Source organism: Plantibacter flavus (assembly GCF_051487245.1).
GTDB lineage: Bacteria > Actinomycetota > Actinomycetes > Actinomycetales > Microbacteriaceae > Plantibacter > Plantibacter flavus_B.
Genome location: NZ_JAHVDH010000001.1, coordinates 295773 through 309838, shown reverse-complemented (window position 1 = coordinate 309838; position 14066 = coordinate 295773). Strand labels below are relative to the sequence as shown.

Below are 14066 nucleotides of genomic sequence, written 5' to 3'. Positions count from 1 at the left end.
GCACCCCCGAGCACGCACCCGACCGGGCGTCCGATCAGGCGAGCGACGACCGCCAGGCGGCGTGCATGGCGGCGAAGCGACCGCTCCCTCCGATGAGGTCCGCCGGCGCGCCGTCCTCGATCACGCGGCCGTACTCCATGACGAGCACCCGGTCGGCGATCGCGACGGTGGACAGACGGTGCGCGATGATGATGGCCGTCCGGTCGGCGAGCAGGGTCTGCAGTGCGTCCTGCACGAGTCGTTCGCTCGGGATGTCGAGCGATGCCGTCGCCTCGTCGAGGATGAGGACCGCCGGGTCGGCCAGGAACGCCCGGGCGAACGACAACAGCTGCCGCTGGCCGGCCGAGACCCGCCCGCCACGCTTGTTCACGTCGGTGTCGTACCCGTTCGGCAGCGCCTCGATGAAGGTGTCGGCGCCGACGGCCTTCGCCGCCGCCTTGATCTCGTCGAGACTCGCCTCGGGTTTGCCCAGCGCGATGTTGTCGGCGACCGAGCCGGAGAACAGGTACGCCTCCTGGGTGACCATGACGATGGCTCGGCGGAGGTCCTTCGGGTGCAGGTCCCGGAGGTCGATGCCGTCGAGCAGTACCGCTCCGTCCGACGGGTCGTAGAACCGGCTGATGAGCTTCGCCAACGTCGACTTGCCTGCACCGGTCGTTCCGACGAGCGCGATGGTCTGCCCGGCGGGGATCTCCAGGTCGAACCTCGGCAGGATCACCCGGTCCTCGGCGTACGCGAACGTCACGTCGTCGAAGGTGATCCGCCCCCGCGAGGTCCAGAGGTCCACCGGCTTCACCGGGTCGGGAACACTCGGACGCTCCTCGAGCACGCCGGAGATCTTCTCGAGCGCGGCAGCGGCCGACTGGTAGGAGTTGTAGAACATCGCCATCTCCTCCATCGGGTCGAAGAAGCGCCTCGTGTACAGCAACGCTGCGAGCAGCGCACCGATGGCGAGCTGCCCGTCAGCCACGCGGAAGCCGCCCACCAGGAGCACGACCGCCACCGACACGTTGCCGATGAACACGAGACCCGGGTCGAAGACACCGAACAGCTGGATGACACGGGCGTTCACGTCGCGATAGTCCTCGACGAGCTCACCGAAGGCACGCTCGTTGCGACGTTCCTTGCGGAACGCCTTCACGGCGCGAATACCGGTCATCGCCTCGACGAAGAACACGATGAGCTTCGCCGACGCCACGCGAGACTCCCGGAAGAGCTTCTGCGAGCGGATCTGGAACCACCGGGTGAGCACCGCGAGCGGGATGATCGCCCCGAGGAGCACGAGACCGCTGACCCAGTCGACGAGGACGAGGGCGACCGCCGTGAAGCCCATGTAGAGCACACCCGACACCAGCTGGTTGATGCCGGAGTCGAGCAGTTCGCGGATGGAATCGAGGTCGCTCGTCTGCCGCGAGATGATGCGCCCGGAGGTGTAGCTCTCGTGGAAGTCGAGACTCAGCTTCTGGGTCTGCAGGAACACGCGCTTCCGCAGGTCGATCAGGATCGCCTGACTGATCCGCGCGGCCAGCACCGTGTACCAGGAGATGAGGAGCGCTCCGACAGCACCCGACAACAGGTAGACCGCCACGATGAGGATCGTGGGCATCCAGTCGGCACGCTCGAGGATCGCCGGGAGCGCTTGGTCGATCCCGAGCGCGATGAGCGCGGGGCCGGCCACCTGGGCGGCCGTCGACACGACGACGATCGCCATCGCGGCGATGACGCGGAGACGCAACGGCTGCAGCAGGGACCCGAGCAGGCGCAACGAACGGCGCCTGATGTGGGCGGACTCCTCACGGGTGAGGTCGTTGCGCTCCTCACCCTCCACTCCCTGGACGGTCGTCGGCGGGGTCACAGGTTCACCTCCTGTCGGGCGGTCTCGCGTTCATCGTCTTCGAGACTCGAGATCACGTAGCGGTAGTGCTCGTTCTGCTGCAGGAGGTCGGTGTGACGTCCCACAGCGGTGATGCGGCCGTCCTCGAGGAGGGCGACCCGGTCGGCGAGCATGACGGTGCTCGGGCGGTGCGCGACGATGAGGGCGGTCGTCGAAGCGAGCACGCGTCGCAGCGCCGCCTCGACGAGGGCCTCGGTGTCGACGTCGAGCGCGGACAGCGGGTCGTCGAGCACGAGCACGGCGGGACGCGCGGCGACGGCCCGCGCAAGCGCGAGACGCTGACGCTGTCCACCGGACAGGCTGAGCCCTTCCTCCCCGACCGTCGTGTCGACCCCGTCGGGCAGCTCGGCGACGAAGCCCGCCTGGGCGATGTCGAGGGCTTCGCGCAGGACGCGGTCTGCCTCAGGCGAGTCGAGGTCGAGATCCTCGCGACCGAGCAGCACGTTCTCCTTCACGCTCGCGGAGAAGAGCGTCGCGTCTTCGAACGCCATCGCGATGTGCCGGCGCAGTTCCTCCCGCGTGAGCGATCGGATGTCGACGCCGTCGATCAGGATGCGCCCGCCCGTGACGTCGTACAGGCGCGTCGTGAGCGCCGTGATCGTCGACTTGCCGGAACCGGTCAGGCCGACGAGCGCCATGGTCTCGCCGGGCTCCAGCCGCAGCGTGACCCCGTTCACCAGGTCGGGGAAGCGCTCCGGGGAGTCCTGGTAGCGGAAGTGCACGTCGTCGAAGACGAGCTCACCGTGGGGCTCCGCTACATGCTCCGGGTGTTCGGGGTCGGTGATGGTGTTCACCGAGTCGAGCACCTCGAAGTAGCGGTCTGTCGCCGTCCGTGTGTCGAACGTCATCGCGAGGAGGAACCCGATCGACTCGATCGGGAACCGCAGCACCGTGGCCGTCGCGAAGAACGCGAACAGTTGCCCGACCGTCAGCTCACCGATCGAGGCCAACCAGATGCCCGCCAACAGGCACAGTGCGAAGGCGATGTCCGGCAGGAGCACCAGCCAGAACCAGATGCCGGCGATGGCCTTCGCCTTCTCGATCTCCGTCCCGCGCAGGTCTTCGGCCTGCGAGGCGAAGTTCTTCAGTGCGTGCTTGCCACGACCGAAGGCCTTCAGGACGCGGATGCCGTGAACGGACTCCTCGACCGCCGTCGCGAGGTCGCCGGCCTGGTCCTGGCTGCGGCGTGCGATGACCGAGTACTTGCCCTCGAACAGGAATCCGAAGATCCACACCGGGATCGCGAGGGCGATGAAGATGAGCCCGAGCAGCCAGTTCCAGGTGAAGAGGATCACCGCGCCGACCGCGATCGTCACACCGTTGACGATGAGGAGGACGAAGCCGAAGGAGATCCATCGGCGGATGAGGCCCAGGTCGCTCACGGCACGCGACAGCAGCTGCCCGCTCTGCCAGCGGTCGTGGAAGTTCACGGGCAGGTCCTGGAGCTTCGCGAACAGCGCGTTCCGCATGCGCGCCTCGACGTGGGTACCCGGTGTGAGGACGAACCACCGGCGGAGCGCGATCATGATCGCCTCGACGACGCCGAGACCGAGCACGAGGAACACCGAGGGCCAGATCTGTGATGCGTCACCCGAGGATAGCGGTCCGTCCACGAGGGACTGCAGGACGAGCGGGATGGCGAGCGCGACGAGGCCGGCACCGAGCGCGGCGACCATGCCGAGCACGATCCTCGGCATCGCCGATTTCGCGTAGGGGTAGATCCGCAGCAGGGCACGGAAGGTGCTCTGGCGCGGTTGGACAGGACGGCGTTCTTCGCCGGTCGAGGTCATTGCAGGAAATCCTTGCGAGAGGTCGTCGACGACGGACGTCAACGGGAGATGGTCATGAAACGGCCGGACGGCGAGGTCGCTGAGCGATGTCGCAGCATCCGGTGACGGGCCCGGAGCCGGATTGAACCGGCGGAATCGAATCGGCGGATTGAGTCGGCGGCTTGAATCGGCGCAGAGCCGGGCGGATGGTGTGCTGGAGTGTCGGCCGTCTAGTGCGGCGCGGGAGCGTCGGCGTCGGCGGGGCGGCCGGAGGCGATGCGTGCGCGAGAGACCGTGGGCGCGAGCGCGGTGGGGTTCGAGAGCGTCATGACATCCTCCTCATCCTGTGGGGCGAGAGCCGCAGGAGGGGTGTACAGGTCGCACCCGGCAGCGGACGGCAGCCGACCACGGTGAACGAGGCTCGGTGCAGCAGACCAGACTATGGCAGTTGCTCGCTCGGCCGCAAGCGATCCATGCAGGTGCACGGATCGAGGGTGGGCGCGATGTCGCGGTGGCGGGATGTCAGGCGGTGGGTTCGTCGACGATGCCGACGAATGCCCCGATGCCGTCCACTTCGCGCCGACGGAAGCCCGACGGGACCGGCGGCAGCTCGTCCGCGCCGTGCCACGAGCAGCTCACCATCGAGAACTCGGGCCACCACTTCTTCGGGCGGAGCGTCTCGCTCGTGCCGCAGATGGTGCAGCGCAACTCGACCCACACCGGGCGTTTGCCCGTGCGGTTGGCGCGCGACTGCACGTACCAGGCGGGCGGGTCCGCCTCGAAGGCAGCGAGCTGCTCCGCCGACCAGAACGGCGGGATGCCGTGGTGCCTCGCCATCTCGAGCGGGATGTCCAGTCGCTGGGCGACGGACCTCCGGCTCAGATCCCGGCCACCACGTGCTCCCGCTGCATCGTTCACGGTGGGCTCAGCGGATCCGGACGGACAGGCAGGTGACGCAGCCCTCGAGCTTCTCGAACTCGCTGATGTCGACCTGGACGACCGTGTAGCCGCGGTCTTCGAGGAGCGCCGCCGTCTGGGGCGCGGCCGCCGAGATGAGCACGGTGTCGTCGGAGAGGGCGACGACGGCGACACCCTCGCGTTCCGGGACGACGAGGTGGCGCCCGAAGAACGACGCGTCGTCGACGAGGTCGGGGTGCACGAGCACGGTGCCGTCGGGCAGGGCGGTGACGGTGGACTTCAGGTGCAGGGCCTTCGTCACGGGGACGGCGACGACGTCGAGGCCGAGCGGTGCGAGGATGCCGCGCAGCTGGCGGACGCCCTCGGCATTGGTGCGGCCGCTGCGGCCGACGAACACGGTGTCGCCGACCTGGAGGACGTCGCCGCCCTCGAGGGTGCCCTCGCCCTCGATGCGACGGATCTGCAGGCCGAGCTCACGTGCCGTGGTCTCTGCAGCCACGGTTTCGGGACGACGGCTCTCCGCACCCGGGCGGGTCACGACGGCAAGGTCGCCGAACACGATGACCGCGTCCTCGATGAACACGGAGTCGGCGAGCTGCTCAGCCCAGGCGACCTCCTTGGTCTCCCAACCGGCGGCGTCGAAGGCTGCGACATAGCCATCCCACTGCTGGTCTGCGAGCTCGGAGTCGATCGGCGTGCGGTCGAGGTGCGTGACGATGCCCTCGGCAAGATTGGAGGCCGGCATGCGGACGAGTGCGACACGGCGGTCCTCGGCGAGGACGGACGCCTGGGTGCGGATGACGAGTCGGTAGACCGGGTAGCCGATGAATGCGGCCGACAGGGCGATGACCACGACGAAGACGAGGTTCAAGCTGACCAGGGTCGCGAAGATGCTGGCGAGGACGGTGCCGTCGATCGCCTGACCGGTGGTCGCGACCTGCACGATCAGGCCGAGGAGCGCACCGATGATCGCGAGCGCCGCTCCCCCGAGCAGTGCGAGCAGTCGGAAGCGGAACAGGCCGAGCACCCCGAGGATCAGCACCAGGAAGAAGGTGATGATCGTGCTCTCGAAGAAGTACGGGCTCGCCTGGGCGAAGATCGTGCCAGCGAACTGGTAGCCCACGAAGGTGACGAACATGACCCCCAGGTAACCGACGACGATGGTGGCGAGCGCTGCGGCGGCTGAGGCGATGAGCTTGCGGCTCCAGGTGGAAGTCATCCGACGAGCGTACCGGGAACCGCGCAGCGGCGTCGGCCAGAAGGGCCGACGCCGCTGGGAGATCGCCAAGAGCTTGCCCAGGATTCCTCGACCAGGCCCAGCCGGACGTCGACGTGATCCAGCCGTGTAGCGTCCTCGTATGGAACCTGGCTCTTGGACCATCGACCCCGTGACTCAGGAAGAGCTCGAGGTCCCCCACTACGCCTCGGTCGACGAAGTGGTTCAGCGCGCCGCACGGAGACGCGACCGCAGCCTGCCAAGGATCGAGATGCATCCGGACTGGACGAGTGCAACCGTCCTCTGGAGCTCCCGCAACGGGGACCATGATCCGGTTGATCGCAACTCGATCGCGCTCACCGACCACCTGTGGCAAGAACTCACACGCTGGGGCGAATTCTGGCAGGCGCACCACGATTCGCACGCGAACTGGTGTGACAACGCAAGCCGCGATGAGTGGATGCAGATCGGGAACGAGCTGCTGGCTCACGTCCAGCAGCAGCTCTGGCCGGACTTCGACGTCGTCGGCGCGTTCCTGGCCGAGTAGCCGACCACCGAGCCTTCAGACAGCCTCCTCAGCAGCTTTCACCGCTCTGCGGAAACGCAGTGATCAATCGGTCACTGTCATTCGCCCAAGCGGCCCGTACGCGGAATGAATACACAACCTGCTCGGGGTTGCTGACCCGCCCGAAGTAGATCGTTGTAACGCCACAAGATGTGTTGTTGATCGCATTGCCACCCTTGTACTCCGGAAAGGTGACGGCAGATGCAGCCGCACCAGCCATGAGGTCATCCCACGACTCAACTCCTTGAGACCCAGGCACCCAGCCAGCTCCCCTCGCACCATCGAGCTTGGCTTGCCAGTCCGCTTCCTTGCCGTCGCGAATGTGCTTGTAGCCCCATCCTGAATGTCTGTCACCCTGGCCGCACTTAAGTCGAACATCGTGCCCGGATCCATTCCACCAGTGCGTGTATGAGGCGTAGACGTCTTGCGAGTTATTCAGACTGAAGCACGAGACCCATTGCCCGAAATCAATCAGTCTCGAAGCCCCGTCATTGCTCTGCCGATCTGGAGCTGGATTCGGCAGCGCAACCGCGTACCTCTCGAACTCATCCTGAACATCCACCAACTCGCCATCCGTTCGCACGAACATGTGAACTGGATCCTGCTCTGTCGCACCTGCCCACGTACCGCCAACGCCAAGGACGAGGGCGCCCGCAATGAGGCTTACCGTTGCCGCAGACATGGTCTTGAGTTTCATCGCACTTCCCTGTGACTAGGTCGGCCACCACGCCCTCAAACGCGGATCGCTGAGGAGTTTCGCGAGGCGACCAACTAGCAATATAGCATTCCAGATAGGTGTTTGACATATTTTATTCAAAAGACCGACGATCGTTGCCTGGGCTTCAATTGCACTTCCAAATCTGAGCACGGGCACGACACAACGGCGTCCGACCAGAGAGGTCGGACGCCGTTGAACGGAGGACAGGGTTCCGCGGTCACCGCGGATAGCGTGTCAGTGGAAGAAGTGACGCTCCCCGGTGAAGTACATGGTCACGCCGGCAGCCTGCGCCGCAGCGATGACCTCCTCGTCACGGACGGAGCCACCCGGCTGCACGACGGCGCGCACGCCGGCGTCAAGGAGCACCTGGAGGCCGTCCGCGAACGGGAAGAAGGCGTCCGAGGCAGCGACCGAGCCCGCTGCCCGGTCACCCGCGCGGCTGACCGCGAGGTGGCAGGAGTCGACGCGGTTGACCTGGCCCATGCCGACGCCGACGCTCGCGCTGCCCTTGGCGAGGAGGATGCCGTTGGACTTCACCGAACGGCAGGCCTTCCACGCGAAGATCAGGTCGAGGAGGGTCTCCTCGTCCGCCGGCTCACCGGTGACGAGCGTCCAGCCCTTGGCGGTGTCCTGCGGGTCGTCGGCGAAGCGGTCGGCGTCCTGGTAGAGCAGGCCGCCGGAGATCTGGCGGACCTCGCGCTCCTCACGGGCGAAGCCTTCCGGCAGCTGCAGGAGACGCAGGTTCTTCTTGGTCTTCAGCACCTCGAGCGCTGCGTCCTCGAAGCCCGGGGCGACGAGCACCTCCGTGAAGATCTCCTTCACGGTCTCGGCCATGCCGAGCGTGACGACGCGGTTGGCGGCGATGACGCCGCCGAATGCGGACACCGGGTCGCACTCGTGCGCGCGACGGTGCGCCGACGCGATCGGGTCGGGCGCCTTCGGGTTCGCGAACGCGATGCCGCAGGGGTTCGCGTGCTTGATGATGGCGACGGCGGGGTTCGCGAAGTCGTACGCGGCACGCACCGCGGCATCGGCGTCGACGTAGTTGTTGTACGACATCTCCTTGCCGTGCAGCTGCGTCGCCTGAGCGATACCGGTGCCACCCGGGCGCACGTACAGTGCAGCAGCCTGGTGCGAGTTCTCGCCGTAGCGGAGCACCGCCTCACGGCGACCGGTGACGGTCAGCGTGCTCGGGAAGGCCTCGGCCTCGTCGGTGCTGGCGAACCAGGCGGACACGGCGGCGTCGTAGGACGCGGTGTGTTCGAAGGCCTGCGCAGCGAGCGAGCGTCGCTGGGCCAGGGTCGTTCCGCCGGCGGCGACCGCGTCGACGATCACGCCGTAGCGTTCCGGCGAGACGACGATCGCGACGTTCGCGTGGTTCTTCGCCGACGCACGCACCATCGCGGGGCCGCCGATGTCGATCTGCTCGACGACGTCGTCACCCTCGGCACCGCTCGCGACGGTCTCCACGAACGGGTACAGGTTCACGACGACGAGCTGGAACGGCTCGATACCGAGCTCGGCGAGCTGGGCCTCGTGCGACTCGAGCCGGAGGTCCGCGAGCAGACCGGCGTGCACCGAGGGGTGCAGGGTCTTCACCCGGCCGTCGAGCGACTCGGGGAACCCGGTGACCTCGGAGACGTCGGTGACCTGGTGGCCGGCGCCACGGATCGTCGCAGCGGTCGAACCCGTCGAGACGATCTCGACCCCGGCTGTGGCGAGCGCCTCGGCGAGCTCGAGCAGGCCCGTCTTGTCGCTGACCGAGATCAGGGCCCGACGGACGGGCACGAGATCGCGCTCACGATAGAGGCTGTGGTCGTGGCTGGGACCGCTCATGACTGTGGTGCTCCTTCTGCTGGCGGACGAGGCGCGTTGGAGAGCGCCTCGAGGTCGATGGTTCCGGTGGCGAGATCGCGCACGGCCTGCACGAGCAGACGACGCTCGACCGGCTTGATGCGCTCGTGCAGGCTGTGCTCGGTGTCTCCCGGCAGCACCGGGACGCGCTCCTGCGAGATGATCGGGCCGGCGTCGACACCGTTGTCGACGACGATGATCGATGCGCCGGTCTGCTCGGCACCGGCAGCCAGTGCGTCGCGCACGCCGTGGGCGCCAGGGAACTCGGGCAGGTAGGCCGGGTGGGTGTTGATGATCCGCGGCGACAGGGCGTCGACGATCACCGGAGGCAGGAGACGCATGAGGCCGCTCAACACGAGGACGTCCGGGTTCCAGACGCGGATCTGCTCGAGGAGCGCCGAACCCCACTCGGCACGAGAGTCGAACGAGGAGTACGGGACCGTGAACGACGGGATGCCGAACTCCTCGGCGTGGGCCAGACCGTCAGCCTCGCGATCCGCGCCGACGGCGATGACGCGAGCGGGGAAATCCGCGTCGCGAGAAGCTTCGAGGAGGGCGCGGAGATTGGATCCGCCACCGGAGATCAGCACGACGAGTGACAGCACCAGAGCATCCTATCGCTCGCGGGCACCTCGACCGGGCGACGGCTCGTGGAGCTCCGGCAGGCGGTCCTCCTCGTTGACGTGCACCGGACCCGCCGCCATACCGACCACTGCCGCGATCCCGACGGTCGCAGCCGTCCAGAAGCCGGTGACCCAGCCGTCGGGGCCGACGTCGATGAGACGACCGGGGCCTGCGGCACCAGCGGACACCGCTGCGAGCACCCCCATGATGATGCCCGCCACCACGCCGATGCCGATCCCGGCGACGAGCAGCCGCGCGAGCCCGCCGCGCCCGTCGAGTTCGTGCGCCAGCCGACGACGCAGCACGACGGCCGACGCGAACCCGATCATGATCGGGACGATGAGGACGGCGAACCCGAAACTGCTCTCCCCCGTGGGCAGCGCGCCGAGCACCGGCACTGCGGGGATCGGTCCGACCAGGGTGCCCATCGGCGAGATCGACGTCCCGGTTCCGATCGCGAACCCGCCTCCGGTGACCCAGCTCGCGGTCCAGATGACGAGGTTGGGGAGGTAGAGCAGTTCGGCGCCGGTCACGACCGCACCTCCGAGCGCACCGAACTGGGCGCTCTCATGCAGGGAGATGATCGCGCCGTAGCCGGCGGCGATGACCAGCGCGGTCGTGACGGCCGCGACGCCGAGGAGCGCGACCGCCGCCATGAGCCCACCGCGCAGCGCGGTCACGAGCACCGGACGCCAGTCGTCGGGGAACCGGTCGCGCAGCGCCCGGAGGCCGTCGAGGACCGGATCGGCCGCTTCCTGCTCGCGGAACCGCAGCCACAGGGCCGCGACGACGACGCCGCCCGCGAACCTCACCGTCGGCGCGAGCGTGCCCTGCACGATGGACGGGCGGACGGCCGGGTGTAGCGCCGACAGGGTGACGAGCAGCGACAGCAGACCGAAGACGAGGACCGACACGACGACCGCACCCTGCCACCACCGACTGCGAGCAGCCCGGAAGCCGGTGCGCACGCCGAAGAGCACCGTTCCGATGGAGAAGGCGAGCGGCGCGAGCGAGACCAGGAACGGCTCCACCGACGACGGCAGTCCCAGCTGCGTCACGAGTGCCGTGTCGAGCGAGATGCGCATGCTCGACCCGTTGCCGAGCGTCCAGATGTCGACAGCACCGCGCCACAGGGCGATGGGTTCCACCTCGAGCTGGAAGTGCAGCGCCCACAGGGCGAGCAGGGGGACGAGTGCGACGCCGATGCCGATGGCCACGGCGATGGCGGCATCGAGGGCGGCGAGGAGGGCGACGGTCAGACGATTCATGCGACTTCGACCCTACCCGCAGCATCGGACAGCACCCGGCAGGCGCACGGACACCCCGGCGTGAACGACGCGACGCGACGCCCGTTTCGGGGCGCCGCGTCGCGGTCGATGCTGGTGTCGGGCGGACTACAGCCCGGCGATGACCTCACGCATGAGGTCGGCGGTCTCGCTCGGCGTCTTGCCGACCTTGACGCCGGCGGCCTCGAGGGCCTCCTTCTTCGCCTGCGCGGTGCCTGCGGAGCCCGAGACGATCGCGCCGGCGTGGCCCATCGTCTTGCCCTCGGGCGCGGTGAAGCCCGCGACGTAGCCGACGACCGGCTTCGTGACGTTCGCCTTGATGAAGTCGGCCGCGCGCTCCTCGGCGTCGCCACCGATCTCACCGATCATGACGATGGCCTTGGTCTCGGGGTCGGCCTCGAACGCGGCGAGCGCGTCGATGTGCGTCGTGCCGATGATCGGGTCGCCGCCGATGCCGATGGCGGTCGAGAAGCCGATCTCGCGCAGCTCGTACATCATCTGGTAGGTGAGCGTGCCCGACTTCGACACGAGGCCGATGGGGCCCTTGCCGGCGATGTTCGCGGGCGTGATGCCGACGAGCGACTCACCTGGCGTGATGATGCCGGGGCAGTTCGGACCGATGATGCGGGTCTTCGAGCCCTTCGATTGCGCGTACGCCCAGAACTCGGCCGAGTCGCCGACCGGGACACCCTCGGTGATGATGACGAGCAGCGGGATCTCGGCGTCGATGGCCTCGATGACGGCGTCCTTGGTGAACGCCGGCGGCACGAAGGCGATCGACACGTCCGCGCCGGTCTCCTTGATCGCCTCAGCGACCGTGCCGAACACGGGCAGCTCGACGCCGCCGTCGTGGGTGACCGTCGTGCCGGCCTTGCGAGCGTTCACGCCGCCGACGACCTGGGTGCCGGCCTTCAGCATGAGCGCCGTGTGCTTGGTGCCCTCGCCGCCGGTGATGCCCTGGACGATGACCTTGGAGTCCTTGTTGAGGAAGATAGACATTCTTGTGCGATCCCTTACTTCGAAGCCAGCTCGGCGGCCTTGTCGGCGCCTTCGTCCATGGTTGCGGCGAGCGTGATCAGCGGGTGGGCTGCAGCGCTCAGGATCGCGCGTCCCTCCTCGACCTTGTTGCCGTCGAGACGGACGACGAGCGGCTTGGTCGCGGCGTCGCCGAGGATCTCGAGCGCCTTCACGATGCCGTTCGCGACTGCGTCGCACGCGGTGATGCCGCCGAAGACGTTGACGAACACGCTCTTGACCTGCGCGTCGCCGAGGATGACGTCGAGGCCGGCGGCCATGACTTCGGCCGAGGCGCCGCCGCCGATGTCGAGGAAGTTGGCGGGCTTGACGCCGCCGTGATTCTCACCGGCGTAGGCGACGACGTCGAGCGTCGACATGACGAGACCAGCGCCGTTGCCGATGATGCCGACCTCGCCGTCGAGCTTCACGTAGTTGAGGTCGTTCGCCTTGGCCTTCAGCTCCAGCGGGTCCTCGGCTGCGGTGTCCTCGAGCTCGGTGTGGTGCGGGTGGCGGAATCCGGCGTTCTCGTCGAGCGAGACCTTGCCGTCGAGGGCGACGATGCGGCCCTCTTCCGTCAGGACGAGCGGGTTGACCTCGACCAGCGTCGCGTCCTCGCCCTTGTAGACGTCGTAGAGCTTGACGAAGACGTCGGAGACCTGGTCGACGAGTTCCTCGGGGAAGTTCGCAGCCTTGGCGATCTCGACGGCGGTCGTCTTGTCGACGCCCGTCAGCGGGTTGACCTCGATGCGCGCGAGTGCCTCAGGCTTCTCGACCGCCAGCTGCTCGATCTCCATGCCACCCTCGACGCTCGTGAGCGACAGGTAGGAGCGGTTCGCCCGGTCGAGCAGCACGGAGAAGTAGAACTCCTGCGCGATGCGGGCGCCGGCCGCGACCATGACGCGCTTGACGGTGTGGCCCTTGATGTCGAGTCCGAGGATCGACTGAGCGGCCTCGTATGCCTCGTCGGGGGTCTTCGCGACCTTCACGCCGCCGGCCTTGCCGCGGCCTCCGACCTTCACCTGAGCCTTGACGACGACGACGCCACCGAGCTTCTCAGCTGCAACGCGCACCTCGTCGGGGGTGTCGGCGATGATGCCGGCGAGCACCGGCACCTCGTACTTCTCGAACAGGTCTCGTGCCTGATACTCGTAAAGATCCACGTGTCATTCCCATCCGCGCTTCGCGCGTTCTGCTGTGATTGTCGTGGCGATTTTCGGCCGCGCGTAATCTCGGCGGCGAGAGAAAAAGGGCCAGTGACGACTCTACCCCGAGCGACGCGCCCCAACCGGACGTTCAGTGTGAACGGCTAGGGTCGCAGCATGACCGGCATGGCGGACCTCGCGCGCGAAGGCATCCTCGTCGCGGGCGCCGGCCGAGCCATCCTGCTCCAGATCGCCGACCCCGCCGTGGCTGCCGGTGTGGCCCGTCACAGCGACTTCAGCGTGCGTCCCCTCGATCGTCTGCACGCCACCCTCACCTTCGTCTACGCGCTCGCACTGGGTACCCCGGAGGAGCAGCGGATCGCGGCGAGACGCGTCAACCGGGCGCACGTCCCGGTGCGCGCGCACAGCGGTGAGGCCGCACCGGCGTACTCCGCGTTCCACGCAGACGCACAGCTCTGGGTCGCAGCGACGCTCTACGACACCGCTGTACAGGTGTTCGAGCTGGTCTTCGGCACGCTCGACGACGCCTCGCGTGAACGGCTGCACCGCGAGTACGCCATCGTCGGGACGAGCCTCCAGCTGCCACCCGACCGATGGCCGGCGAGCAGGTCGGCCTTCGACGAGTACTTCACCGCGCGGCTCGACGCGCTCGACGTCAGCGACGAAGCGCGGCACGTCGCAGCACAGCTGCTCACCGCACGGGCCGCCCCGCCGCTCGTGCGTGCGCTCCTCCCCCTCGTGCGCCTCGTGACCGCCGGGCTCCTGCCGGAGCGCCTGCGTGCCGCGTACGGGTTCCGGTGGACGGACCGACAGCAGCGACGCTACGACCGCCGCGTGGCGGTGGCCCGAGCCGTGTGGCCGCGCCTCCCACGCACACTCCGGGCAGCGCCGTCGGCCTGGTATCTGCGGGCGATGCGCGAGCGCAACCGCGCAGATGAGCGTTCGGAGCGCTAGCACTCGCGCCGATCGGGCGAGGGTCTTCCACAGGGGTGGCCGCTTCGCGACCTGTCCACATTCGGGCTCAGCGCCGGCAACCGGAACC

12 protein-coding genes are annotated in these 14066 nt (G+C 68.0%); 2 read left to right on the top strand and 10 right to left on the bottom strand.

Annotation, left to right across the window (positions count from 1 at the left end):
* Positions 1–34: 34 nt before the first annotated feature.
* From KXS11_RS01405 to ddaH, 4 genes are all read right to left on the bottom strand, one after another.
* Positions 35–1855 (bottom strand): ABC transporter ATP-binding protein, encoded by a 1821-nt coding sequence (locus KXS11_RS01405; protein ID WP_437383660.1) that lies wholly within the window; start codon positions 1853–1855, stop codon positions 35–37.
* Complete coding sequence (locus KXS11_RS01400; RefSeq protein ID WP_437383659.1) at positions 1852–3684, bottom strand: ABC transporter ATP-binding protein; 1833 nt, start codon at positions 3682–3684, stop codon at positions 1852–1854. Before KXS11_RS01400 ends, KXS11_RS01405 begins: the two co-directional genes overlap by 4 nt.
* 501 nt (positions 3685–4185) lie before the next feature.
* Positions 4186–4500, bottom strand: a complete 315-nt coding sequence (locus KXS11_RS01395; protein ID WP_437384124.1) for a hypothetical protein — start codon at positions 4498–4500, stop codon at positions 4186–4188.
* Between the two features lie 88 nt (positions 4501–4588).
* Entirely contained in the window at positions 4589–5800 is a 1212-nt protein-coding gene (gene ddaH, locus KXS11_RS01390; RefSeq protein ID WP_437383658.1) for a dimethylargininase, read from the bottom strand.
* A gap of 169 nt (positions 5801–5969) precedes the next feature.
* Between ddaH and KXS11_RS01385 the strand changes: the two genes are divergently transcribed.
* A complete protein-coding gene (locus tag KXS11_RS01385) occupies positions 5970–6344 on the top strand; it encodes a hypothetical protein (RefSeq protein ID WP_437383657.1) in 375 nt (124 codons plus the stop codon).
* A 28-nt stretch (positions 6345–6372) separates the two neighbouring features.
* Here the strand turns inward: KXS11_RS01385 and KXS11_RS01380 are convergent, their stop codons facing one another.
* The 6 genes from KXS11_RS01380 to sucC all read right to left on the bottom strand — a co-directional run bounded on the left by KXS11_RS01380 (position 6373) and on the right by sucC (position 13021).
* Positions 6373–7059, bottom strand: a complete 687-nt coding sequence (locus tag KXS11_RS01380) for a hypothetical protein (RefSeq protein ID WP_437383656.1) — start codon at positions 7057–7059, stop codon at positions 6373–6375.
* A 255-nt stretch (positions 7060–7314) separates the two neighbouring features.
* Positions 7315–8916: a bifunctional phosphoribosylaminoimidazolecarboxamide formyltransferase/IMP cyclohydrolase gene (gene purH / locus KXS11_RS01375; protein WP_437383655.1), complete on the bottom strand. Its 1602-nt coding sequence runs from the start codon at positions 8914–8916 to the stop codon at positions 7315–7317.
* On the bottom strand, positions 8913–9539 hold the full coding sequence (gene purN / locus KXS11_RS01370) for a phosphoribosylglycinamide formyltransferase (RefSeq protein WP_437383654.1): 627 nt from the start codon (positions 9537–9539) through the stop codon (positions 8913–8915). Before purN ends, purH begins: the two co-directional genes overlap by 4 nt.
* A 9-nt stretch (positions 9540–9548) precedes the next feature.
* A complete protein-coding gene (locus KXS11_RS01365) occupies positions 9549–10826 on the bottom strand; it encodes a cell division protein PerM (protein ID WP_437383653.1) in 1278 nt (425 codons plus the stop codon).
* 126 nt (positions 10827–10952) lie between these two features.
* Positions 10953–11843 (bottom strand): succinate--CoA ligase subunit alpha, encoded by an 891-nt coding sequence (gene sucD, locus KXS11_RS01360; protein WP_437383652.1) that lies wholly within the window; start codon positions 11841–11843, stop codon positions 10953–10955.
* A gap of 14 nt (positions 11844–11857) precedes the next feature.
* Positions 11858–13021, bottom strand: coding sequence for an ADP-forming succinate--CoA ligase subunit beta (gene sucC, locus KXS11_RS01355; RefSeq protein WP_437383651.1), 1164 nt, complete (start codon positions 13019–13021; stop codon positions 11858–11860).
* 159 nt (positions 13022–13180) lie between these two features.
* Here sucC and KXS11_RS01350 point away from each other — a divergent pair, with 159 nt between their 5' ends.
* Entirely contained in the window at positions 13181–13978 is a 798-nt protein-coding gene (locus KXS11_RS01350; protein WP_437383650.1) for an oxygenase MpaB family protein, read from the top strand.
* The last annotated feature ends 88 nt before the right edge of the window (positions 13979–14066 follow it).

What these genes read in the sequence shown, in the direction of transcription:
- KXS11_RS01400 (WP_437383659.1), bottom strand. Translation starts at nt 3,684, where the DNA reads ATGACCTCGACCGGCGAAGAACGCCGTCCTGTCCAACCGCGCCAGAGC.
- KXS11_RS01395 (WP_437384124.1), bottom strand. Translation starts at nt 4,500, where the DNA reads ATGGCGAGGCACCACGGCATCCCGCCGTTCTGGTCGGCGGAGCAGCTC.
- ddaH (WP_437383658.1), bottom strand. Translation starts at nt 5,800, where the DNA reads ATGACTTCCACCTGGAGCCGCAAGCTCATCGCCTCAGCCGCCGCAGCG.
- KXS11_RS01380 (WP_437383656.1), bottom strand. Translation starts at nt 7,059, where the DNA reads ATGAAACTCAAGACCATGTCTGCGGCAACGGTAAGCCTCATTGCGGGC.
- purH (WP_437383655.1), bottom strand. Translation starts at nt 8,916, where the DNA reads ATGAGCGGTCCCAGCCACGACCACAGCCTCTATCGTGAGCGCGATCTC.
- KXS11_RS01365 (WP_437383653.1), bottom strand. Translation starts at nt 10,826, where the DNA reads ATGAATCGTCTGACCGTCGCCCTCCTCGCCGCCCTCGATGCCGCCATC.
- sucD (WP_437383652.1), bottom strand. Translation starts at nt 11,843, where the DNA reads ATGTCTATCTTCCTCAACAAGGACTCCAAGGTCATCGTCCAGGGCATC.
- KXS11_RS01350 (WP_437383650.1), top strand. Translation starts at nt 13,181, where the DNA reads ATGACCGGCATGGCGGACCTCGCGCGCGAAGGCATCCTCGTCGCGGGC.